The organism is Arcobacter peruensis (assembly GCF_003711085.1).
GTDB lineage: Bacteria > Campylobacterota > Campylobacteria > Campylobacterales > Arcobacteraceae > Poseidonibacter > Poseidonibacter parvus.
Genome location: NZ_CP032363.1, coordinates 607105 through 630277 on the forward strand (window position 1 = coordinate 607105; position 23173 = coordinate 630277).

Sequence of the window (23173 nt, forward strand, 5' to 3'; positions counted from 1 at the left end):
TTCCTTTAATATATATTATTGTTTGTTATAATTTTTAACTGTATTTTCTACACCATTTTCCCAAATACTATTTAAGAATTTAGTAAAAGTTTCAGAGAAATAACTATTTTGAGATAATGTTCCATAAATTTCATCAAATTGAATAAATACAATTGGATTATCTTTTGCTTCTAGTGCTAAATCTTTTAGTTTGTCTTTTCTAGGGTCATTTATATCTAATTCTTTTCCATTTTCATCTGTTCCAATTGAGTATCTACACCATAAAGCACAAGCTAAAATAAGTCCATCTACATTAACATTGTTTTTGATTCCATCTTTTATACTATCAATTATAAATTTTGGTTGCTTATTAGAATTATCAAAACAAATTCTTGTAATTGTGTCTTTTATATATGGATTGGCAAATCTTGTTATTACAGTATTATAATATTCATCAAGATTAATATCTGTAACAATATCTTTAAGAACTGGAATTACTTCTTTGTTTATAATACTGTCTAAAAATGTCTTTACCGTTTCATTTTCTAAAGCTTCATGTACATGATCTATATCTAATAACGCACTTACAGATGAAATTGCTGCATGTGAACCATTAAGCATTCTAATTTTCATTAATTCATATGGTTCTATATCATCAACAAACATTACTCCTACTTCTTCAAGTGCTGGTCTTCCATTACAAAAGTTATCTTCTATAATCCATTGTATAAAAGGCTCTGAAAATACAGGTCTATTATCTATATAACCATATTCACTTTGAATAAATGCTATGTCTTCTTTTGTAGCAGTTGGTGTAATTCTATCAACCATAGAGTTTGGACAAGATACATTATTTGCTATATATTCACTTAAATTTGCATCTATTTGTTGTGACATTTTAACCATTACATTTCTTAAAACATTTCCATTATGTGCAATATTATCGCACGTTAAAAGTGTAAAAGGATTAAGACCTTTTTCTTTTCTAATTTTTAATGCTTTTATTAATATTCCAAAAGCTGTTTTTGGATTATCAGGGTTATTTATGTCTGCTTGAATTTCTTCATTTTGAATATTGAAGTTTCCATAAGAATCTATATAATATCCTCCTTCTGTAATAGTAAGTGATACAATTTTTATATCTTCATTACATAAAGATTCAACTAATAAGTTATTATCAACTTCTATAAAATCAATCATTGATTGTAATACTCTTGTATTAGTTGTGTTTTCATCTCTTTGAACAAGAGTTGTTAAACAGTCTTGTTTTAATAAATCATTTCTCATAAAAGTATCATATTCTCTTAAACCTGCACCAATAATTCCATAATTTAAATCTTTTCTTTTATTAAATAAAGAATCTAAAAGGTAAGCCTGATGTGATCTATGAAAGTTTCCAACACCAATATGAATAATTCCTGCACTTAAATCATCTTGAGAGTAATTATAATCAGCTTTATTAAATGCACTATTTTGTAAAAAGTTTTTATCTAAAATCATTTTATAGCCTTGTCTTCATTATCAAAGAAGTAAAATCTCTTATTGGCAGAATTAATGAAAATTTCATCACCTACTTTTAAATGGTCTTGTACACTTTTAACAGTAATTAATTGTTCATTACTTAAGCTTACGTAATAAATTACATATTCACCTAAGTGCTCAACTAAATCAACAGTACCTGTAAAATCAGCTTCATCTCTTTGGCATAAATCAATATGTTCAGGTCTAACACCTACTGTTTTTACAGAAGCTTTATCATCAATATCACTTTTTTCTACAATATTTTTTGCTTCATTTGAATTACTAGTTTCAATAAAGTTCATTTTTGGACTTCCAATAAATCCTGCAACAAATAAATTATCAGGACTATTATATAGTTCATCTGGCGATCCAAATTGTTGAATAACACCTTTGTTTAAAACAACAATTCTGTCTGCAAGAGTCATTGCTTCAACTTGATCATGTGTAACATAAAGCATAGTAGCTTCTAAATGTTTATGAAGTTTTGCAATCTCAATTCTTGTATTAGATCTTAAGTTTGCATCTAGATTTGATAAAGGCTCATCAAATAAGAAAACTTTTGGTTCTCTAATAATTGCTCGTCCAATTGCAACTCTTTGTCTTTGACCTCCTGAAAGATTTTTAGGTAATCTATCCAGTAAATTAGTCATTTGTAAAGATTTAGCTGCTTTTTGAACTCTTTGGTCAATTTCAGCTTTTGGTACTTTTTGTAATTTTAATGAAAATGACATATTGTCATAAACATTCATATGAGGATAAAGTGCGTATGATTGAAATACCATAGCAACTCCTCTTTTTGATGGAGGAGTATCATTTATAACTTCTCCGTGAATTGAAATTTCACCACTTGTGATTTCTTCAAGACCTGCTATTGTTCTCATTAATGTTGATTTTCCACAACCACTAGGTCCTACGAATACAACAAACTCACCTTTTTTAATTTGTAAGTTTGCGCCTTGTATAATAGTTGTTCCTTCATAAGCTTTAACAACATTTTTTAATTCAACACCTAACATATAATTTCCTTTTTCTTTTTTCTTTAATATTTAATAATTTATTTAACAGCACCGAATGTTAAACCTTGAACTAGTTGTTTCTGACAGAACCAACCAAACACTACTATTGGAGCACAAGCTAATGTTGAAATAGCTGATAACTTAGCCCAGAATAATCCTTCAGGACTTGAGTAAGAAGCAACTAATGATGTTAATGTTGCCGCATCTGCTGAAGTTAAGTTAATTGACCAAAATGCTTCATTCCAACATAAAATAATACTTAGTAATCCTGTTGAAGTAATTCCACCCCATGAAAGTGGTAATACAACATGTCTTAATTCTTGAAGATAATTAGCACCATCTAAACTAGCTGCTTCTAAAATATCTTTTGGTAAATCTTTAAAGTATGAAAATAACATCCAAATAATAATTGGTAAGTTCATAAGCATAAAAATTACAATTAAAACTGTTTTAGTATCTAATAGTCCAAATTTTTGAGCAATTAAATAAATTGGAAGTAATACACCAACTGCTGGTAACATTTTTGTTGATAACATCCATAACATTACATCTTTTGTATTTTTCGTTGGAGAAAAAGCAAAAGAGTATGCTGCAGGAACTGCTATTATTAATGATAATAACGTTGCACCAAATGATGTAATAATTGAATTAATAGCATGATGCCAGTAATCACTTCTTTCATTTACTAATGCGTAATTTTCAAAAGTTCCTTCAAAGATAAACATTGGAGGAACGGCAATTGCTTGTAATTCAGTTTTAAAACTTGTTAATACCATCCAAAAAATTGGAAAGAAGAATATTAGTGCAATAACCCATGCTAATGTAACTAATACCCTGTGTGTTATTTTTTCTTTTGTTTTATAAGTCATCTTTAAATCCTTATGCCATTAAGCTTTTGCCAACTTGCTTGATTAAGAAGTAAGCAACAATATTCGCTAAGATAATGGCAAATACACCACCAGCAGAAGCAATTCCAACATCAAAGTCTAATAATGCGTTTGTAAAAATCATATATGTCAAGTTAGTACCTTCACTACCTGGTCCTCCACCTGTTGTAATTAATATTTCAGCGAAAATTGATAAGTGAAAAATCATTTGAATCATAACTACAATAGCAATTGATCTTGAAAGATGAGGTAATGTTAAGTAATAAAACTTAGCAAAGAAACCTGCACCATCTAATTCAGCTGCTTCTTTTTGTTCTTGATCTTGTGACTGTAAAGCTGTCATAAAAATTAATAAAGCAAAAGGTGTCCATTGCCAACTTAACATTATTATTATGGATACAAGTGGAAAATCAGACATCCAATCAATGGGTTCTAATCCAAACGTGTTTGAAAAAAACGCAAACATTCCATAAACAGGGTTCATAAACATATTTTTCCATAATAATGCATTTACAGTTGGCATTATAAAAAATGGAGCAATTAACATAACTCTTACAATTCCACGTCCAGGGAAGTTTCTATCAATTAAAACAGCAAGTATAATCCCTGAAATAATAGTAATAGCAATAATACTTACAACTAATATAAGAGAATTAAAAACAGCTGGCATAAATGCTTCATCTGTCATAAAGAACTCATAGTTTCCTAAACCTTCAAAACCTGTATCCATTGGATTTAACAAGTTATATCTAATTACCGAAAAGTATAAAGTCATTGAAAGCGGTACAATCATCCATAAAAACAGAACAATAATACTTGGAGCTTTTAATAAGTTCATAACGGTACTTTTATCTAAATCAAATTTCATTATTTACCTTTATAAGTTAGTTTGATACATACATAACAAATTTTATAATTTAATACGTATGTATCAAAAAAAGAGTTTCCTCTTTTTTTGATTAGAGATACTATTTGTAGTATCTAGCTCTTTTCATTGTTCTATCAGCTGCTTTTTGAGAAGACTGTAAAGCTTTTTCAACAGAAACTTTGCCAGCAAGTGCTGAACTCATGTGTTTACCAACTGTTGTAGCAATTCCTTGGAATTCAGGAATAGTAACAAATTGAACACCTACAAAAGGAGTTGGGTTTAAAGTAGAATCTTTTGGATTTGCTGATAAAATTGCTTTTAACTCAGCATCTGCAAATACAGCAGCATCTTTAAAGTTTTGGTTTTCATAAGTACTTTTTCTTGTACCTGTTGGAACTTTACCCCAACCATTAGTTTTACCAACTAATTCAATATATTCTTTAGAAGTTGCCCAAGAGATGAATTTTTGAGCATCTGTTAAGTTTTTAGTACTTGATGGAATTGCTAATGCCCAAGACCATAACCAGTTTGCACCTTTACTTGTAACACCTACAGGAGATTGAGCGAATGCAATTTTATCGTGAACTTTAGATTGTTTTGGGTCTGAAATAAATGATGCTGCAATTGTTGCATCAATCCACATACCACACTTACCTTCATTAAATAAAGCTAAGATTTCATTGAAACTATTTCCACTTGAACCTGGAGGTCCATATTTACTTACTAAGTTAACATAGTAGTTAATTGCAGAATTCCACTCTTTAGAGTCTAATTGTGGTTTACCATCTTTGTCAAACCATTGAGCTCCAAAAGTATTAGCCATAGTAGTAATTAAGGCCATGTTATCACCCCAACCTGCTTTTCCTCTTAAACAAATACCATAAATTCCTTCTTCAGGATTGTTAATAGCTTTTGCTACTTTTTCAATATGTTCCCAAGATGGATTATCTGTAATTGTCATTCCCGCTTTTTGTACTAAATCTTTTCTATACATTAACATAGAACTTTCACCGTAGAATGGAGCTGCATATAATTTACCATCATTTGATAAACCATCAACCATTGCAGGTAATAAATCTTTTTCATCATAAGCTGCATCGAATTTCATTTCTTCAATCCAACCTTTTTTACCCCACATTGGTGCTTCATACATACCAATAGTCATAATATCAAACTGACCACCTTTTGTAGCAATATCAGTTGTAACTCTTTGTCTTAGAACACCCTCTTCTAAAACAACCCATTTTAATTTTACATCTGGATTTTGTTTTTCAAATACTTTTGATAACTTTTGCATTTCAACCATGTGGCCATTATTAACAGTAGCAATTGTTAAATCACCTGCATTTAAACTTAATGCTGCAATTGCTGCAACCATACTCGTTTTTAATATTTTTTTAACATTCATCTTTCTCTCCTAAGTTTTTGTTAAACTGGGCTTTTGCTAATTTGAATAGCAAAAGCCCATTTGTTGAAAAGATAATAACAATATGAAACTTAATTTTGTATAATATTTAACCAATTAATGAATATTTTTTATGCTATTTTAATGCTACTTTTTAGATAAAAATTATTAATCTTTTTATATCCTTACATATGGCCTATTTTTGATAAATTTTCTGATAATGCAAATATTAAATAAAAACTTGTATACTTTCAACAAATATAAACAATTATAAAGGCAAAAAAATTGCAAGTAAAAAACTATGAAAATATTGAATTAATTATTTTTGATTGTGATGGAGTATTAATAGATAGTGAGATTATAAGTGCACAAGTAATCTCAAGACAATTTAATAAAATAGGTATAGACATAAGTACACAATATGTGCAAGATCATTTTATTGGACAATCATATTCTAAAACTAAAGCACATGTTCTTGAAAAGTTTAATACTAATTTAGCGGATAACTTTGAAAAAGAGTATAGAACAGAATTATTAAAAGCTTTTGACACAGAATTAAAGATTATACCTGGTATTGAAACTATTCTAAAAAATTTAAATATTAATAAATGTGTAGCAACAAGTAGTAGTCTTAGTCGTGCTAGTAGTTCTTTAAAAACCGTGGGTGTTTATGAATATCTTAAAAATGATATTAATAGTGCTTATGATTTAGGACCTAGAGGTAAACCTGAACCTGATATTTATTTAAATTGTGCAAAACAGTTTAACGTAGAGCCTAAAAATGTTTTAGTAATTGAAGATAGTTTAATAGGTATACAAGGTGCAAAAAAAGCAGAAATGAAAGTATGGCACTTTACAGGCGCTAGTCATTTAAAAGATTGGGATACTAATCATGTATATAAATTTCAGCCTGATTTTGTATTTAATGATATGAATAATTTCTTTTTATATCTTCCACATTTAACAAACAAAAAGATAAAAGGAGAATAGTCATGTCTCAAAAAGTTGATAAACTAGATCTTGCAGCTCGCGCTGGATGGCTTTATTATGTTGCAGGATGTACACAAGAAGAAATAGCAACACAATTTGGTATTTCAAGACAATCTGCACAAAGAATGGTATCTTTATGTGTAAGTGAAAAGTTAATAAAAGTAAGACTAGATCATCCAATTTCTGAATGTATGAAGCTTGCAGAACAATTAAAAGAAAAATATTCTCTAAAAGAGTGTGAGGTAATACCAGCTGTTTCTAAAGATGTTAGTACAAATATTGGTTTAGGACAAGCTGGTGCTTCTTTAATGGAAAAATTTATTGAATCAAGCGAAGCTACAATTATAGGTTTAGGAACAGGAAAGGTTCTTAATATGATTGCAAATGAGTTATCACCAATGAATGGTTCTCATCATAAACTTGTATCATTAGTAGGAAATATGGCAAATGATGGCTCGGCATCTTCACATGAAGTTGTTAGTAAAATCTCTGATAAAATAGATGCTACGTACTATCCTATGCCTTTACCTTTAATTGTTTCTTCAGAAGAAGAAAGAGATTTACTTCATAATCAACAATCAACAAAAAATGTTTTAGCTTTAGCTAAAAAAGTTGATGTTTCTTTTGTAGGAATTGGACAAATGGATGGCACAGCTCCTATGTATAAAGATAATTTTATTAATAAAGAAGAATTAGATGCACTTTTAAATGCAAAAGCTGTGGGTGAAATTATTGGTTGGGCTTTTGATATTGATGGAAATGTAATTAATGCAGCGACAAACAAAAGATTAACAAGCATTCCTCTTGTAAAAAACCCTGAAAAATTAGTAATAGGAATTGCAGCTGTAAAAGAAAAACATACTGCAATTAAAGCTGCTTTAAAAGGTAGCTTAATAAATGGACTAATTACAAATGAAGTATGTGCTAGAGCACTTTTAAAGAAAGGATAAATATTATGAAAAAGATTTTATTAATTATGTGTTTATTTACTTTTCATTATTCAAATGCAAGTAGTATACTGTTTTTAGGTGATTCTTTAACAGAAGGCTTAGGTGTTGATAAAGAAAAAGCATATCCAAAACTAGTAGAAAAGATGCTTCAAAAAGAAGTAAAAAAAGATATAAAAGTAATTAACGGTGGTGTTAGTGGCTCAACTACAAGTGATGGACTAGCTAGACTTAGATGGTATTTAAAAAGAAAACCTAGCATAGTTTTTATTGCACTTGGTGCTAATGATGGTTTAAGAGGTTTAGATCTAGAACAAAGCCAAAAAAACCTAGAAGAGATTGTTTTTTATGCAAAAAAAGCTGATGCAAAAGTTTTACTAGCAGGAATGTTAATCCCACCTAACTATGGTCAAGAATACGCAAATAACTTTGAAAAAATGTACAAAGAAGTTAAAGATAAATATAAATTAAAAAGTATGGATTTTTTATTAAAAGATGTTGCGGGAATAAAAGAATTAAACCAAAATGATGGAATACATCCAAATACACAAGGACATAAAGTAATTGCAAAAAATGTTTTTAAATTTATAAAGGAAGAATTATAGTGTTAGAAATAAAATCATTAAAAAAAGCTTATCATCAAAGCTCAACGAGTATTGAAATATTTAAAGATTTAAATTTTCATGTTAAACCTGGTCAAAAAATTGCAATTATGGGAAAATCAGGAAGTGGTAAATCTACACTACTTTCTTTAATTTCTGGAATTATAAAAGCAGATGATGGAGATATTTTATTAGATGGCACTTCTTATAAACAATTAGAAGAAAGCCAAATAAATGACTTTAGGGCTTCAAATATTGGTTTTGTTTTCCAAAACTTTCATTTAGTATCTTATTTAAATGCTTTAGAAAATGTAATGTTACCTGCAAAAGTTTGTAATATTTCAAATCCAAAGGAAAAAGCTAAGGAATTACTTAAAAGCGTTGGTTTAGAGCATAGATTAGATCACCTTCCTTCACAACTAAGTGGTGGGGAGAAACAACGTGTTGCAATTGCACGAGCACTTATACATAACCCTAAAATTATTTTAGCAGATGAACCAAGTGGAAATTTAGATGAAGAAACAGGAATTGCTGTTATGGATAAGCTTTTTGAATTAATTGATAAAAACAACACAACATTAGTTCTTGTAACACATTCTAAAGAAGTTGCACTAAGATGCGAAAAAACTTATGAACTTTCACAAGGAAATTTAGTTTAATGCTTATTTTTGAATTAGTTTTAAAAGCACTTGCAAGATCTAAGTCTTTTTCTTTAATCTTTATTTTAAATTTTGCCTTAGCAATTGCTGCATTATCATACTTACAGTTTTTTAAAGGAAGTATAGATAACTCACTTGAGACAAAAGCAAAGAGCTTATTGGGTGCAGATTTAGTTGTGTCTTCACGATTTGCAATTACAAATGAACAAATAAAAGATATAAAAACAAAACTTCCTAAAATAAAAAGTTTTAATGAGGGAATTTCTACTGTTAGTATGATTTCATCTTCTAAGCGTGCAAGACTTATGGAACTTGTTAAAATAAATGAAGACTTTCCTTTTTATGGAGGAATGACATTTAAAGATAATTCTATTTATCCAAAGGGAATAAATCCACCTAAAAGCAATGAAGTTTGGGTTTATCAAGAAGTTTTAGATTTACTTGATTTAAAGAAAAATGATCAGTTAAAAATTGGAAAAGAAAACTTTATTATCAAAAAAGTTATAGTTGATGATAGTTTAAAAGCTATTAGTTTTAGTGGTTTCATGCCTAAAATTTACATAAGTAAAGAGGGACTAGATAAAACTGAATTATTACAATTTGGTTCAACTGCTTCTTATAAATTAAACTTTTTATTTGAAGAAAATATTGAAAATGATAAATTAGAAATCTTAGAGAATACCCTAGAAAAAAGTATTGACCAAAACTTAAGAGTACTTTCTCCTAATGATGGAAGAGATAGATTATTACGTGTTTTAAATTTTGTTACAAACTTTTTATCACTAGTTTCTCTTATATCATTCTTTTTAGGTTTAGTAGGTTTAATATACTTATACTCAGGTTTTTTAAACAAGCACCAAAAAGATATAAACGTACTAAACGACCTTGGATTTAATAAAAAAAGTTTAATGCTTACTTATTTATTACATTTATTTGTACTTGTTAGTATTTCAAGTATTGTTGTTTTTACTTTTATTGGTTTATCAGCACAGTTTTTGGCACCAATTGTTCAAAAACTTATTGATATAGATTTTGATTTTACTTTAGATTATATATTTTTCTTAAAATCATCGCTTATTTTATTTGCTTTGAGTATTAGTGTTGGTTTTCCTTTGATTTTACCACTACTTCAAAGACAAAAGCAAAACTTATTTAAAGTTGTACTTTCTTTCGTACCTTTTTTAGTTCTATTATTACTTATCTCTCACTTTGTGTCGCCTGCAAGAAATATTGGTCTATTTTTTGCTCTGGCAGTTTTAATAGTAATTATATTGTTTTTTACAATAGGTTCTTTTATATTAAAGAAATTAGATTTTTCAGGACATATAGAAAACTTATCTTTATCTTTGGCTATTAAAAATATTACAAGAGAAAAGAAAACTTCTTTGACTTTGTTTACTGCTATTGTTTTATGTACTACGTTTTTTAGTTTAATTCCACAAGTTGGTTCATCACTATCAAATGCTTTAACACTTAGTGTAAACGACAGACCTAGATTTTTTGTTATAAATGCTAAAGAAGAACAAATCAAAGATTTAGAAAAACAAGTAAATACTTTAGGTGCAAAATTAGAAAATGTTTCAGCAATGATTCGAGCTAGAATTGTAAAAGTGAATGACTTAGATTTTACAAAGCACTCTATTAATAACGCTGATAAAAAAATTAAAGCAGATGCAAATGAGCTACAAAATAGAGCTATAAATCTATCATATAGAAATAAATTAAAAAATAGTGAGCAAATAGTTGAAGGAAGAGAGTTCTCAGGTGTTTACAATTCACCTGATTTTTCAAAAGCAATTGAAGTTAGTGTTGAGAAAAGATATGCACAAAGAAGAGGTATTAAATTAAATGATACACTTGTATTTGATGTTTTAGGTTTAGAACTTGAAGCTAAGGTTGTAAATATAAGAAGTGTAAATTGGACTGAATTTGTTCCTAATTTCTTCTTTATATTGCAAGAAGGAGCTTTAAATGATGCACCTAAAACTATGTTAGCAACTATTTCTTCTGGAGATTATGATGCTACACAAGTACTAATAAAGCTTACAGATTCTTTTCCATCTTTAAGCATTATTGATGTAAAAGATTTATTTGAAACTTTTGCAAACCTTGTAAAAAATGTTACTTCAATTACTGATAAAATGAGTATCTATTCAATTACAATAGGTTTACTTATGAGCTTTATAATTATTCAATACCAAATGAATTTACAAAAGAATAATATATTAAGATTAAAAATGATTGGTATTAAAAACCATACTATTAGAAACTCATTTTTATTAGAATTTGGTCTTATATCATTTACTGCAAGTACTTTTGGAATAATATTAGGAAGTATTGGTTCATATTTTATAAGTGCCCTACTTTTTGATTCATATTGGGATTTTAGACCTGATATATTATTTGCATATTTCTTTTTTATTCCAATATTAACATTGTTGATTGTAAGCTTTTTTACATCTAGAATGATTCATCAAAAAGAAAATGTTCTTTTTGGTGAGTAAGCTATTTTATAGTTCTAAAAGTTAAATTGAATCTTGCATTTTTTCTTTTTTTTCTTTTTGGAACTGAATGCTTCCAATGATGTTGTATTTCCCCAGACATAATTAGAAGAGTGCCATGTTTCAAAGGTATTGTTATCTTTTCATCTGTTTTATTAGATTTTATTAAGAAGTCTCTTTCTTCACCAAAATTTACAGAAGCAATAATTGGGTTTTTACCAAGTTCTTTTTCATCATCAGCATGCCAACCCATATGGTCATCACCATCTCTATACCAATTTAGTAATACGCTATTAAACTTAAGATTTAGAGTTTCTTCAATCTTTTGTTTGATATATAATAAACCTTTATTCCATTTTTTAGCTTGAAATGTGATGCCTGAGTATGTATATGATATATTTTCATCACCATACCATGCTGAATATCGTGGTACATATATTTCCTTACCAAACATAAGTATTTTGTCATGTTGCCATAATATATTTTTAAATTGGATAGATTGCAATTTATCTTTTTCAAACTCTCTGTAGTTTTTAATATTAGAATCAATGGTATCATTTTCTAAAAAATACTCAACACTTCTGTCACTTATTTTTGTATCAAAAAAGTCTTTAGCATAAAATAGCTCACCATGGGGTATTTTTATATCATAGCCTTTTAGACTATCATTCCATTTTATGCTATAACCGTCTCTTAAAGGGATAAGAAAAGGTAAATTATCATTATTTTTATAATCACTAAATAGATTCATTTTAAACTTTTATTTTAATATTATTTATATAATGTAATTTTATCCTATGAATACTTTGAATAAATAAACAGTAGCTTATTAAAAACTTTTTATGCTAAAATCTTTTTAATTTTAATCTTAAGGATATTGATGAAAGCATATAAAAAGCTTGTAGAGAAATATGAAAGAATACATCACTTATCTCATATGCAATCTATTGTTTATTGGGATCAACAAAGTATGATGCCTAGTGGTTCAAGCGATGCAAGAGCAAAAGCAATGGCAGAGTTTGGAGTGATTATTCATGAAGCATCAGTAGATAAAGAAATAGCCCTACTTTTAAATGATGCTATGGGTGAAAATTTAAACGCAATACAAAAAGCATCTTTAAGAGAAATGCAAAAAACATATACAAGTAATACCATTCTTCCAAGCGATCTTGTAAAAGCACAAAGTTTAGCTCACTCAAAATGTAATCATACCTGGATTGAGCAAAGAGCAAATAATAATTGGAAAGGTTTTGAACCAAGGCTAAATGAAGTTATAAAGCTATCGAAAGAAGAGGCAAGGATTAGATCTGAAATAAATGGATTAAGTGCTTATGATTCTCTTTTGGATTTATTTGAACCTGGAATGAAAAGCCAAACATTAGATGGTATTTTTGCAGATGTAAAAACTTGGCTGCCAGAACTTATTCAAAATATTGTAGAAAAGCAAAAATCACAAACATTTATTAAGCCACAAGGTATATTTGAAATAAAAGCTCAAAAAGAACTTGGTATAAAAGTAATGAAACATTTAGGATTTGATTTCAACAAAGGTCGAATAGATATCTCAGCTCATCCTTTTTGTGGAGGAGTTCCTGAAGATGTAAGACTAACTACAAGATATGACGAAAATGATTTTGTGCAATCTTTAATGGGTACGATACATGAAACAGGACATGCTTCATATGAGCAAAATTTACCACAAGACTTATTAGCTCTTCCAGTTGGACTTGCAAGGTCTATGGGAATACATGAAAGTCAAAGTCTATTTTTTGAAATGCAAATGGGAAGAAGTGGTGAGTTTTTAAAATCAATTCATCCATATATCATTGAATCTTTTGGAAATGATGAAGCACTTGCTCTTGATAATTTAGTAAAAATTTATTCAAAAGTTGAACCTTCTTTGATTCGTGTAGATGCTGATGAAGTTACTTATGCTTCACATGTGATTTTAAGATATGAAATTGAGAAAGCTTTAATAAATGGACAAATTCAAACTTCAGATATTCCAGATATGTGGAATGATAAAATGCAAGAAGCTCTAGGATTAAATACAAAAGATAACTATAAAAATGCTTGTATGCAAGATGTTCATTGGAGTGAAGGTTTATTTGGATATTTTCCATCATATACCTTAGGAGCTATGTATGCAGCACAACAATTTAATACTGTTAAAAAAGTTCATCCAAATATAAATGACTCAATAGCAAATGGAGATTTATCTCAAATTAAATCATGGCTAAAAGAAAATATTTGGAGTAATGCAAGTATTTATTCTACAGATGAATTAATGAGTAAAGCTACTGGTGAGTCTTTAAATCCTAAATACTTTAAAGAACACCTTGAAAATAGGTATTTATTTAATTAAAGTTAATACAAAACTATGAAATATTATATTTATGATGTAGAAACCTTTCCTAATATATTCACTTGTGTTATTCAAAATGCACAAAATAAAGAGTTAAGAGTATTTGAACTAAGCTCCAGAGTAAACGACTTAACAAAGTTTTTAAAAACACTTGAGTGGCTTAGTAAAAATGAAAAGATATTAGTAGGATACAATAACCTAAACTTTGATTATGCAGTACTACAGTTTATTTATAAAAATGCAAAGAGTTATTCTATAAAAGAACTAGTTTATAAAGTTTTTCTTTTTGCAGATTCACTTATCAAAAACAATATCATTTACAAAGAAGATAAAAATACTTTAAAAATCAATCAACTTGATCTTATGAAAATACACAATTTTGACTATAAAGCTACGAGAGTTAGCCTAAAAGTATTAGAAGTAAATATGCGTATGGATTCTATTGAAGATTTGGACTTTAAAATAGGTGAAGATATAAAACCAAATGACTTTGACAATCTAATTAAGTATAATAAACACGATGTAGAAGCTACGCTATTATTCTTCGAGCACTCAAAAGAAGCCATAGAGTTTAGAGAAGACTTAAGTTTAAAATACAATGAAAATATGCTCAACTACAGTGATACAAAAATAGGTAAAAGATACTTTATTCGTAATCTTGAAGAAAAACTTGGAAAAGATATATGTTATGTAAATGGTAAACCAAAACTGGAGAGGTAACTAAAATTCATACACTTTTTTGCTTATCCCTAAGCCACCATTTCACTTTGTAACGCATTTTGTTTTTCTTCAAATTTAACAGGAGATAAATTTCCTACATAACTATGACTTCTAACTCTATTATAATAAAATTCAATATATTCAAATATCTCTTTTTTAGCTTGTTTCTTTGTATAAAAATATGTGTTATAAACTAATTCTTGTTTCAATGATTTAAAAAAACTCTCAGCAACAGAATTGTCCCAGCAATTGCCTTTTCGACTCATACTTTGTGTAATATTGTTTTTTAATAATAAATCTTTATGGCTATAAGAAGCATATTGTGAGCCTCTATCTGTGTGCCAAATGAGTCCAGAAGGTGGATTCCTATGAAGTATTGCCATACTTAATGCATCATTTACCAATGATACTTTCATCGTATCATCCATGCTCCAGCCAACTACTTTTCTTGAGTATAGGTCAATTACCGTTGCTAAATATAACCAGCCTTCACCTGTTGGAATGTAAGTAATATCCCCTACATATTTTTGATCTGGACTTGAAGCATAAAAGTCTCTATTTAAGATATTAGGTGCAATTGGCAGATTATGATTAGAATCAGTTGTATTTTTATATCTTCTTTTCATTTTAACTTTTAGATTTAAATCTTTCATGATATTTGAAATACGTCTTCTTGAAATAATTAATCCATATAATTCTTTTAGTTTATCTCTAATCCTACGAGTACCGTAGTTATTCCTACCTTGAAGAAAAATAATCTCAATTAATTCATTAAGTTTTTTATCTACTTTTTTTACAACAGACCCTGTTTTTATCCAATGGTAATAAGAAGATAAATCTACTTTAACAACTTTACACATAAGCTTAATGCTAAAACTCTTTTTATTCTCAAATATCCAAGCATACCTTATAGAGTTTCTTTTGCGAAGTATGCTGCTGCCTTTTTTAAAATGTCTCTTTCTTGTTTTAGTATTTTATTCTCACGTCTCAGTCGTTTTAGTTCTTCATTATCACTTTCTTTAGAAGAAGAATTTATATCTCGTATTGGTATATTATGAGCTTTTTTATATATAGTAACCCAATGATATAATGTCTTTGTATTTAAACCTAAATCTTTTGCTACTTTTACAACGCTTTCACCATCATTTAAAATTAATTGTACTGTGGAATCTTTGAACTCTTTACTGTATTTACTCTTTCTCATTTGTAACCTTTATTCATTTTATTTTATCTCAGAATTGTTAAATTCCGAGTATGAATTCATGTTACCACTCCAAACAGACTATTAGAAACTTCTTGGACTTTAACAAAATTATCTTTGACTATATTAATTTTGAAACAGTAGAGTTTCAAAGTCTACTTAAGTATCTAAAAAAGCAGTATTCAAATTCTATGAATGAAGTTTTTTCAAATATTAGCCAAGACAATCTAGGGGAACTTGGCTCTTATTGTACACTAAACTCTAAAAATGAAGCTCAATCTTTACATTTAAACTATAAAGGTTTTACTTTCTATTTTGGAACTGGGGGTTTACATGGAAGTGTAGAGAGTAAGTTCTATGATAAAAGTAATGATTTTTTAATAATAGATGTTGATGTTGCTAGTTACTATCCATCTATTGTAATTCAAAATAATTTATATCCAGAACATCTTGGAATTGAGTTTGTTGATATATATAAAGAAATTCGAGATTTGAGATTTTCTTATAAAAAAGGTACTTCTCAAAACAAAATGCTAAAACTAGCTCTAAACTCAACATATGGAGATACAAACAATCAGTTTAGTCCTTTTTATGACTTCAAGATGACTTTGGATATTACGATTAATGGGCAGTTGATGTTGTGTATGCTTGCTGAAAAACTAATGCAAATACAAACAGTAACTTTAATACAAGCAAATACTGATGGTCTTACTTTTAAAATAGCAAAGAAAGACAAATCAAAATATGAAGATATCTCAAAAAAATGGCAAGATTTTACTGGATTAGAACTAGAAGAGATAATATATGAAAAGCTTTGGATTAGAGATGTTAATAACTATGTAGCTTTGAAAGAAAATGGCGAAGCTAAAAAAATAGGTACATACAAATATGACTTAGCATGGAATCAAAATCACTCTTCTTTAGTAGTTCAAAAAGCAGTAGAAGCATATTTAATAAAAGGTATTAAAATTGAAGAGTTTATTCATAATCATAGAAATAAATATGACTTTTTATTAAACTTTAAAGCTACAAAAAATATAGACTTAGTCCTTGAAAAAGTATACTCACTACAAAAGACTTACATACCTTTATCTAATACTATTAGATATTTTATAAGTAAAAATGGATTTCCTTTAAAAAAGATTCTACCACCTTTAAATAAAGATTCAGAACAAAGAGTAATAGGAATAAACGTAGGATACAAAGTAGAACTTTGTAATAATATAGAAGATTTTTCATACGAGTTTTTAGACTTTAATTATTATGTAAAAGAAGCTTATAAACTCATAGAACCCTTTAATAAAAGCCAAGAATCACTCTTTGACTTTTAAAAACATTACAAATTGTTATCATTTTGAAATATTAGAATTTTTTTACATATAATCTTAAAAATGAAATATTCTTAGGAGATATGATGCAATTAATAATAGGCTCACAAGTTAAACTAATAGATGGAACTATTGAAAAAATCTTCCCTTATGGCGAAGTCTTGTCATTGTTAAGTAAATTTAAGAATATTTGTACTGATATAAAATGGAACGTAAATGTACCCGCTAGAGATAAGTGTCAAATTATAAAAAATCAAGCAACTATTAATATTAAGAATTTTCAAGCACGAGATTTCCAACAAGCTTGTATTGATAAATTTACAAGAACTACACTTACAGGCTATATTTACGCTCCTACAGGTTCTGGAAAAACAAACATAGCTGCATATTTAATTGCTAAAAGAAATATAAGAACACTTTTTATTGTTCCTAAATATGATTTAGTAAAGCAAACAAAAAAAAGATTTCAAGATATTTTAGATATTGACCCATCAATGATAGGTGAGCTGAGTTCTTCAAAAAAAGAGTTTGGAGCTCCTATATTAATCACTACATGGCAATCATTAAACAATGAAGCAACATTACAAAGAATTAAAGATGACAGATATTCACAAATTATCTGCGATGAAATGCATAAAGCTAGTGCAGATGTTTATTATAATATCGTATCTTCTATTCCTGCTATGTATAAACACGGTCTTACGGCAACACCATATAGAAATAATATTAAAAATGAACAAAGACTTTATGATTTAGTTGGAGAAGAAAGGGCAAGTGTTAATATACTAGATTTATATAGAAATGGATTTTTAGTTCAACCAAATATAAAATTTAAAAATACTAATTATAAAATTAATATAGACCAAGAATACTTACGAACATTAGATTTTAATATAAAACTAGGAATGCTTAAAAAAAATATTGATAAATCAAAAAAGAGAAAAGAATTTATACTAAATGATATTAAAAATTCTCTAAAGTTCGAAAGAAACAAGTTTAAGTCTAATCAATCTGTAGTTTTAGTCAATACTCTTGAATTGGGACAAACATTGAAAGAAGAATTATCATCTTCTTATAATGTATTATATATTGATGCAAGTACAAAAGCAAAACAAAGAAATGAGATATTTTCTGATTTGACAGAAAACAAAATTACAGATTATGTTTTAATAGGAACTTCAAAACTTCTAGGAGAAGGTACTGATATTCCTTCTATTAAAAATGTATTTTGCGCAAGTCCTGCCTACCCTCCTTTTGAAGATACAGCACGTTTACAACAAATCATAGGAAGAGCTATGAGACCATTTAAAAATAAAAACAGTGCAAATATAATCATTTACAATGATGAAACAACAGGTTGGATAAATAAAAAGAAAAATGAAGTTTTAGATATTGTAATTAACAATGTTAAGCCAATGATTTCATAAGTCTTTATTTTTGGAAACTTTAAACTAAATGGTGTAAAATATCTTGATTACTATAAAAGTGATTTACAAAATATTATAAAATTTTAAATACAGGAAAATTAAATGTCAAATTATAAGAAAGCATATATTGCAGGCGGTTGTTTTTGGGGAATGGAAGATTTATTCAGAAATCAAAAAGGTATCATTGATACGGAAGTTGGTTATCAAGGTGGGGAAAATAGTAACCCAACATATAGAAACCATCCTGGACATGCGGAGGGTATTGAACTTACTTATGATCCTACGATAACATCTTTTAAAGAAATCCTTGATTATTTTTTTAGAATACACAATCCTACAACAATTGATAGACAAGGTAATGATATAGGATCAAGCTATCGTTCAACAATATTCATACAAAATGAAGAAGAACTAGAAACAGCTAAAGAGATTATAAAAATCGTAAATGAATCAGGAAAATGGGAAGCCCCAGTTGTTACAACATTAGAACCTTTTGATACATTTTGGCCTGCTGAAGCAGATCATCAGGATTATTTAGTAAGAAATCCTAATGGATATACATGCCATTCAGAGAGATTTGGATCATTTCTTCAATAAACATTACAAATAAAAACTATAAAGAAAATCTTCTTTATGGTTTAATATTATTATTTATAAGACAAGACTATAATAAGTAATGAAAAAGTTATTTATAATCCTATGTATTATCATATTAAATATCAATTCTTCTTTTGCAGATGAAATACAAACTATTGACCTAACAAATAGTAAATGGGAATATAGATGGGGAGATTCTGATTTTAAAAATGATATCCCAAAATGGACTATAGAAAATGAAAACTCTAAAGAATGGAAAGAGATTAAGTTTCCAAGTAATCCTCCAAATAGAGCTTTAAAAACAAATGCCTGGTTTAGAGTTAAAATTCCTGATAACTTAATGAACAACCCTATTTTATATATTTCAAGTATTGATTTGATTTCTCAATTTTATTATAAAAAAGAGCAAATATATCACTTTGGAAATTTTAATGAAGAAGGAAAAGGAAAATTTAGCGGATGGCCTTGGCATAAAATTTCTTTACCGCAAAATAGCTCAGGAGAATATTTATATATAAGAGTCTACTCCAATTATCTTGATATAGGATTATGGGGAGAAATTTTAATATTATCAGAAAGTGATTTGTACAAAAAACTACTTAATACTAGTATGCCAAAAATTATGGTAGGTTCTGTTTCTATATTTGTAGGTGTAATACTATTTTTATCATTTTTATCACGATGGAAAAGAGTAGAATTATTAATACTAGGTTTATTATTTTTAGCACAAGGAGCAGATTTACTTGTTTCTGCAAAAATTATTGAATTATATTTATACTTTCCCTTATTAAAACAATATATACTAGCTTCTGTGTTCTTTTTCTTTCCAATTGGAATGGCTTTGTATATGGATAAAACTATAAAGGAAAAAGTGCCCTTTAATCTTATAGGAAGATTGTGGCAAATTCATGTAGTTTATTTTATTTGCGCTATTGCTGGTTCTTTACTTGGATTTTATTCACTGCCTTCAACGTATGAGTATTTTGATATTTTATATAATTTTCTATCTCTTCCTATATTAACTTTCTTTATGATTTATTTCTTTTATAAAGGAGATAAAGAAACTAAAATTATTACCTTTAGTTTCTTTATAATTTCAATTTATTGGCTTTATTCTTATTTAGTAGCATCAGGAATTATAACTTGGAATGAAGTACCAGGAGAGATAGCAATATTTTCTTGCTTATTACTTTTATCTTATTCAATAATCAATAAGCTAAACTATACTGATGATCTAGAAAAAGAAAAAAATAAATTGAAAATTATCTCTACTTTAGACCATTTAACAAAATTAAGAACTAAGATAGAAAGAAATAAACTAAATATAGCAGAATATAAAACTGCAAGTTTTGGAATTTCCTCATATAAAGAAAATGATTCCATATTAAAACTTCTAGAAAGAGCTGATAAAGCTATGTATCATTCAAAAAAAGAAGGTAAAAATAGAATTACTATAATATAAATATTTTAAAACTAATTTATTTTATTTAAGTAAATGTAAAAATTGCCCAACATTAGCTGCAATTGCTACACAAGTATTTGCTAATCCTAAATAAAACTTATTAGCTTTATATCCAGTAGGTTTCTTAAAATTATGAACATCCATCCATTTATGAACAATAATCAAAACAAAACTATCTGCAAAACTTGTATTTTTTAATAAAAAAATTATTGGTGCTAAAATAAGTAAATAACCTGTAAAAGCTGTACCTTCATATTGTGAAGCTACTTCATTTGTTTCAAAATTATACTCTTCATTACTTAATAGACCTTTTTTATTTAAGACACTACAAACGGTCTGTTTTCTTTTTACATTATCAAGATTTATAGCAATATTCTTTTTAGGAAGAAAAGCACCAATTAGTGCAATAATTGCACAAAAAAGTAACCATATAATAAATAAGGGAAGTGTTATAGCATAAGCTATAATTTTAAGGAAAAGAGTCAAGTACTTCATAAAGTTTGACTCTTTTTTAATTTAAATTGTAATTTCTTTAATATCAGCAATTTTTTTGAATGCTTGATATACAAGAGCAATTGTATTTTTTCTGTTTGCTTTAATTGCTTCATCTTCATGATTTACAAAAACTTTTTCAAAGAAAGTATCAAGTTCAGGCTTCATTGCAAATAATGCTTCTAGTTCTTCATCATATGTAACATATGATTTTGAAGTTACTTCATTGTATTTAGACACAAGCTCTTTTTCTGCATCATCTTCTAGTAATGATTCATTAATAGTTAAAGTAACATCTAAGTTAACATCTTTAATGATATTTGCAACTCTTTTAAATGTTGAAGAATACTCTTTAAATGAATCACTTTGTACAATTGGATTTAAAGCACATAATTTTTGTGAAATCTCGTAAATGTCAGTTTCACCACTTCCTAAAACTGCTTTTAAAACAGAAGGATTAACTTCAAAGATTTTAAATAGTCTATCATTAAAGAATTCAACTAATTGTTTTTTATCTAAACCTTCATAATTAGAAGCTAATGCATCAATGATTTTTGATAAGTCTATTGGTAATTTATGCTCAATTGCAATTTTTACAATACCTGCAGATGCACGTCTTAGACCAAATGGATCTTTTGAACCTGTTGGAATTTTTCCAACAGAGAATAATCCCATTAAGTTATCAAGTTTATATGAAAGTGCAATAATTGAAGAGAAAGTACTTGATGGAAGTTCTGAGTCTTCACCATCAGGTAAATATTGCTCTTTTAGTGCTGTGTATACTGCTTCATCTTCACCTGCTAGTTTTGCATAGTAGTAACCCATTAAACCTTGAAGTTCAGTAAATTCAAATACCATTTCTGACATAAGATCAGCTTTTGAAAGCATTACAGCTTTTTCAATTAATTCTTTCTTTTCTTCGTCAAATAAAATAGCTAAATGATTTGCAATTTTTGCTTCACGTTGAGATTTTTCATACATTGAACCTAAACCTTCAACAAAAGTAAGCTTTTTAAGTCCTTCATTAGATAACCCATTTGCAATATCGTTTTTGTAAAAGAACATTCCATCAGCAAGTCTTGGTCTTAATACTTTTTCATTACCTTCAATAATAAATCCAAAGTCTTCTGTTTTAGAATTTGATACAACAATAAAATTGTTTGTTAAAACACCATCTTTATAAACTGCAAAGTATCTTTGGTGTTCTTTCATAGATGTTACAATTACTTCTTCAGGAAGCTCAAGAAACTCTAAATCAAACTTACCAATTAAAGCAGTTGGATATTCAGTAATAGCAACTACTTCTTCAAGTAGTTCTTCATCAATATCAATTTTAACACCGTGTTTTGTTTCTATATCTTTCATTTGAGAAAGAATTCTTTCTTTTCTTTCATCAGGATATAAAATAACACCATTGTTATCAAGTTTAGCAAAATAATCACCTGCAAAAGAGTATGAGAAGGGCTCATAAGAAACCATTCTATGAGCAAATGAGAAGTTTGATGATTTAACACCAAATAATTCACCCTCAACTACTTCATGATCTAATACAATAGATAAAGATCTAATAGGTCTAATGAAAGAATCACTTCTATCTCCCCATCTCATAGATTTTCCAAAGTTAAGTGATTTCATAAATTCATTTACCATATCGTTTAGTAAATCTTTTGCAGCACTTCCTTTTACTTCTTTTTTAAAGTAAAGAACTTCACCTTTACCCTGATCAATTCTATCAAGTTCTGAAACATCAACACCACATTTTTTAGCAAATCCAAGTGCAGCACCTGTTGGTTCACCATCTTTAAAAGCTATTTTAACAGGAGCTCCAAATTGTTCAACTACTGAATCTTCTTGAGCTAATTGAAACTCTTTATGCCATAATACTAATCTTCTTGGAGTATAATAAAATTCAAAATCACATAATAATCTATTCTTTTCTAATATATCCGACCATTTTTTTTCAATATTTGGTAACTCTTTTAAAAATGGAATGGCTGGTAATTCTTCTACACCAATTTCAATTAGTAATGGTTTATTCATCTATAGTTTCCTTCTGTTTGTTTCTTTTTTCGTTTTCTTCAACTTTATCTGTATGTTTCTTGATTTGTTGTCTATTAAAATTAATGATAAACATTGCTACCATAATTATAAACATAATAAGTATTACTGTATCTAATATATCTTTCATATTTATCCTAATATTTTC

At 28.0% G+C, this 23173-nt stretch carries 22 protein-coding genes; 11 read left to right on the forward strand and 11 right to left on the reverse strand.

Annotated elements, in window-relative coordinates:
- Positions 1–15 precede the first annotated feature (15 nt).
- From D3Z07_RS03045 to D3Z07_RS03065, 5 genes are all read right to left on the reverse strand, one after another.
- Positions 16–1479: a mannitol dehydrogenase family protein gene (locus D3Z07_RS03045; RefSeq protein WP_122893052.1), complete on the reverse strand. Its 1464-nt coding sequence runs from the start codon at positions 1477–1479 to the stop codon at positions 16–18.
- The gene (locus D3Z07_RS03050) at positions 1476–2516 is read right to left on the reverse strand and encodes an ABC transporter ATP-binding protein (RefSeq protein WP_122893053.1); all 1041 of its coding nucleotides are present in this window, start codon (positions 2514–2516) and stop codon (positions 1476–1478) included. Before D3Z07_RS03050 ends, D3Z07_RS03045 begins: the two co-directional genes overlap by 4 nt.
- A 38-nt stretch (positions 2517–2554) precedes the next feature.
- On the reverse strand, positions 2555–3385 hold the full coding sequence (locus D3Z07_RS03055) for a carbohydrate ABC transporter permease (protein WP_076086365.1): 831 nt from the start codon (positions 3383–3385) through the stop codon (positions 2555–2557).
- 10 nt (positions 3386–3395) lie between these two features.
- The gene (locus D3Z07_RS03060) at positions 3396–4271 is read right to left on the reverse strand and encodes a carbohydrate ABC transporter permease (RefSeq protein WP_076086362.1); all 876 of its coding nucleotides are present in this window, start codon (positions 4269–4271) and stop codon (positions 3396–3398) included.
- A gap of 100 nt (positions 4272–4371) precedes the next feature.
- Positions 4372–5679 carry an ABC transporter substrate-binding protein gene (locus D3Z07_RS03065; RefSeq protein ID WP_122893054.1) on the reverse strand — a complete coding sequence of 436 codons (1308 nt, stop codon included), beginning with the start codon at positions 5677–5679 and terminating at the stop codon, positions 4372–4374.
- Positions 5680–5961: 282 nt separating this feature from the next.
- On the opposite strand from D3Z07_RS03065, the gene D3Z07_RS03070 reads away from it, so the two are divergent.
- Genes D3Z07_RS03070 through D3Z07_RS03090 form a run of 5 tightly spaced genes read left to right on the forward strand, consistent with a single transcriptional unit; the run spans position 5962 to position 11378 of the window.
- Positions 5962–6666: an HAD family hydrolase gene (locus D3Z07_RS03070; RefSeq protein WP_076086355.1), complete on the forward strand. Its 705-nt coding sequence runs from the start codon at positions 5962–5964 to the stop codon at positions 6664–6666.
- Between the two features lie 2 nt (positions 6667–6668).
- A complete protein-coding gene (locus D3Z07_RS03075; RefSeq protein ID WP_076086352.1) occupies positions 6669–7616 on the forward strand; it encodes a sugar-binding transcriptional regulator in 948 nt (315 codons plus the stop codon).
- Positions 7617–7621: 5 nt separating this feature from the next.
- Entirely contained in the window at positions 7622–8218 is a 597-nt protein-coding gene (locus D3Z07_RS03080; RefSeq protein WP_122893055.1) for an arylesterase, read from the forward strand.
- The gene (locus D3Z07_RS03085) at positions 8218–8874 is read left to right on the forward strand and encodes an ABC transporter ATP-binding protein (protein WP_197682246.1); all 657 of its coding nucleotides are present in this window, start codon (positions 8218–8220) and stop codon (positions 8872–8874) included. The genes D3Z07_RS03080 and D3Z07_RS03085 overlap by 1 nt, the downstream gene beginning before the upstream one ends.
- Positions 8874–11378 carry an ABC transporter permease gene (locus tag D3Z07_RS03090; protein WP_122893057.1) on the forward strand — a complete coding sequence of 835 codons (2505 nt, stop codon included), beginning with the start codon at positions 8874–8876 and terminating at the stop codon, positions 11376–11378. Before D3Z07_RS03085 ends, D3Z07_RS03090 begins: the two co-directional genes overlap by 1 nt.
- A gap of 1 nt (position 11379) precedes the next feature.
- Here the strand turns inward: D3Z07_RS03090 and D3Z07_RS03095 are convergent, their stop codons facing one another.
- The gene (locus tag D3Z07_RS03095; protein WP_122893058.1) at positions 11380–12126 is read right to left on the reverse strand and encodes an alpha-ketoglutarate-dependent dioxygenase AlkB family protein; all 747 of its coding nucleotides are present in this window, start codon (positions 12124–12126) and stop codon (positions 11380–11382) included.
- A gap of 129 nt (positions 12127–12255) precedes the next feature.
- Here D3Z07_RS03095 and D3Z07_RS03100 point away from each other — a divergent pair, with 129 nt between their 5' ends.
- Positions 12256–13740, forward strand: a complete 1485-nt coding sequence (locus D3Z07_RS03100; RefSeq protein WP_122893059.1) for a carboxypeptidase M32 — start codon at positions 12256–12258, stop codon at positions 13738–13740.
- Positions 13741–13755: 15 nt separating this feature from the next.
- Complete coding sequence (locus tag D3Z07_RS03105) at positions 13756–14460, forward strand: hypothetical protein (protein ID WP_122893060.1); 705 nt, start codon at positions 13756–13758, stop codon at positions 14458–14460.
- A gap of 29 nt (positions 14461–14489) precedes the next feature.
- On the opposite strand, the gene D3Z07_RS03110 is transcribed toward D3Z07_RS03105, so the two are convergent.
- The gene (locus tag D3Z07_RS03110) at positions 14490–15392 is read right to left on the reverse strand and encodes an IS3 family transposase (protein WP_122893061.1); all 903 of its coding nucleotides are present in this window, start codon (positions 15390–15392) and stop codon (positions 14490–14492) included.
- Positions 15368–15664 (reverse strand): transposase, encoded by a 297-nt coding sequence (locus D3Z07_RS03115; protein WP_076083151.1) that lies wholly within the window; start codon positions 15662–15664, stop codon positions 15368–15370. The genes D3Z07_RS03110 and D3Z07_RS03115 overlap by 25 nt, the downstream gene beginning before the upstream one ends.
- Positions 15665–15852: 188 nt before the next feature.
- On the opposite strand from D3Z07_RS03115, the gene D3Z07_RS03120 reads away from it, so the two are divergent.
- The 4 genes from D3Z07_RS03120 (at position 15853) to D3Z07_RS03135 (ending at position 20475) form a co-directional block, all read left to right on the forward strand.
- Entirely contained in the window at positions 15853–16992 is a 1140-nt protein-coding gene (locus D3Z07_RS03120) for a hypothetical protein (protein WP_164707187.1), read from the forward strand.
- Between the two features lie 83 nt (positions 16993–17075).
- Positions 17076–18416 (forward strand): DEAD/DEAH box helicase, encoded by a 1341-nt coding sequence (locus D3Z07_RS03125; RefSeq protein WP_164707188.1) that lies wholly within the window; start codon positions 17076–17078, stop codon positions 18414–18416.
- A 102-nt stretch (positions 18417–18518) separates the two neighbouring features.
- Positions 18519–19013, forward strand: coding sequence for a peptide-methionine (S)-S-oxide reductase MsrA (gene msrA / locus D3Z07_RS03130; protein ID WP_122893064.1), 495 nt, complete (start codon positions 18519–18521; stop codon positions 19011–19013).
- A gap of 79 nt (positions 19014–19092) precedes the next feature.
- A complete protein-coding gene (locus D3Z07_RS03135; protein ID WP_122893065.1) occupies positions 19093–20475 on the forward strand; it encodes a sensor domain-containing diguanylate cyclase in 1383 nt (460 codons plus the stop codon).
- 21 nt (positions 20476–20496) lie between these two features.
- On the opposite strand, the gene D3Z07_RS03140 is transcribed toward D3Z07_RS03135, so the two are convergent.
- The 3 genes from D3Z07_RS03140 to D3Z07_RS13830 are packed head-to-tail and all read right to left on the reverse strand — an operon-like array spanning position 20497 to position 23155.
- On the reverse strand, positions 20497–20970 hold the full coding sequence (locus D3Z07_RS03140) for a hypothetical protein (RefSeq protein ID WP_076086319.1): 474 nt from the start codon (positions 20968–20970) through the stop codon (positions 20497–20499).
- Between the two features lie 21 nt (positions 20971–20991).
- A complete protein-coding gene (gene glyS / locus D3Z07_RS03145; RefSeq protein WP_076086316.1) occupies positions 20992–23007 on the reverse strand; it encodes a glycine--tRNA ligase subunit beta in 2016 nt (671 codons plus the stop codon).
- A complete protein-coding gene (locus D3Z07_RS13830; protein WP_164707189.1) occupies positions 23000–23155 on the reverse strand; it encodes a hypothetical protein in 156 nt (51 codons plus the stop codon). Before D3Z07_RS13830 ends, glyS begins: the two co-directional genes overlap by 8 nt.
- Positions 23156–23173: the final 18 nt, after the last annotated feature.

Bases quoted from the DNA above. Each gene is read 5' to 3' on its own strand.
- D3Z07_RS03045 (WP_122893052.1), bottom strand. From the start codon at position 1,479: ATGATTTTAGATAAAAACTTTTTACAAAATAGTGCATTTAATAAAGCT.
- D3Z07_RS03050 (WP_122893053.1), bottom strand. From the start codon at position 2,516: ATGTTAGGTGTTGAATTAAAAAATGTTGTTAAAGCTTATGAAGGAACA.
- D3Z07_RS03055 (WP_076086365.1), bottom strand. From the start codon at position 3,385: ATGACTTATAAAACAAAAGAAAAAATAACACACAGGGTATTAGTTACA.
- D3Z07_RS03060 (WP_076086362.1), bottom strand. From the start codon at position 4,271: ATGAAATTTGATTTAGATAAAAGTACCGTTATGAACTTATTAAAAGCT.
- D3Z07_RS03065 (WP_122893054.1), bottom strand. From the start codon at position 5,679: ATGAATGTTAAAAAAATATTAAAAACGAGTATGGTTGCAGCAATTGCA.
- D3Z07_RS03075 (WP_076086352.1), top strand. From the start codon at position 6,669: ATGTCTCAAAAAGTTGATAAACTAGATCTTGCAGCTCGCGCTGGATGG.
- D3Z07_RS03080 (WP_122893055.1), top strand. From the start codon at position 7,622: ATGAAAAAGATTTTATTAATTATGTGTTTATTTACTTTTCATTATTCA.
- D3Z07_RS03090 (WP_122893057.1), top strand. From the start codon at position 8,874: ATGCTTATTTTTGAATTAGTTTTAAAAGCACTTGCAAGATCTAAGTCT.
- D3Z07_RS03095 (WP_122893058.1), bottom strand. From the start codon at position 12,126: ATGAATCTATTTAGTGATTATAAAAATAATGATAATTTACCTTTTCTT.
- D3Z07_RS03100 (WP_122893059.1), top strand. From the start codon at position 12,256: ATGAAAGCATATAAAAAGCTTGTAGAGAAATATGAAAGAATACATCAC.
- D3Z07_RS03105 (WP_122893060.1), top strand. From the start codon at position 13,756: ATGAAATATTATATTTATGATGTAGAAACCTTTCCTAATATATTCACT.
- D3Z07_RS03115 (WP_076083151.1), bottom strand. From the start codon at position 15,664: ATGAGAAAGAGTAAATACAGTAAAGAGTTCAAAGATTCCACAGTACAA.
- D3Z07_RS03120 (WP_164707187.1), top strand. From the start codon at position 15,853: ATGAATGAAGTTTTTTCAAATATTAGCCAAGACAATCTAGGGGAACTT.
- D3Z07_RS03125 (WP_164707188.1), top strand. From the start codon at position 17,076: ATGCAATTAATAATAGGCTCACAAGTTAAACTAATAGATGGAACTATT.
- msrA (WP_122893064.1), top strand. From the start codon at position 18,519: ATGTCAAATTATAAGAAAGCATATATTGCAGGCGGTTGTTTTTGGGGA.
- D3Z07_RS03135 (WP_122893065.1), top strand. From the start codon at position 19,093: ATGAAAAAGTTATTTATAATCCTATGTATTATCATATTAAATATCAAT.
- D3Z07_RS03140 (WP_076086319.1), bottom strand. From the start codon at position 20,970: ATGAAGTACTTGACTCTTTTCCTTAAAATTATAGCTTATGCTATAACA.
- glyS (WP_076086316.1), bottom strand. From the start codon at position 23,007: ATGAATAAACCATTACTAATTGAAATTGGTGTAGAAGAATTACCAGCC.
- D3Z07_RS13830 (WP_164707189.1), bottom strand. From the start codon at position 23,155: ATGAAAGATATATTAGATACAGTAATACTTATTATGTTTATAATTATG.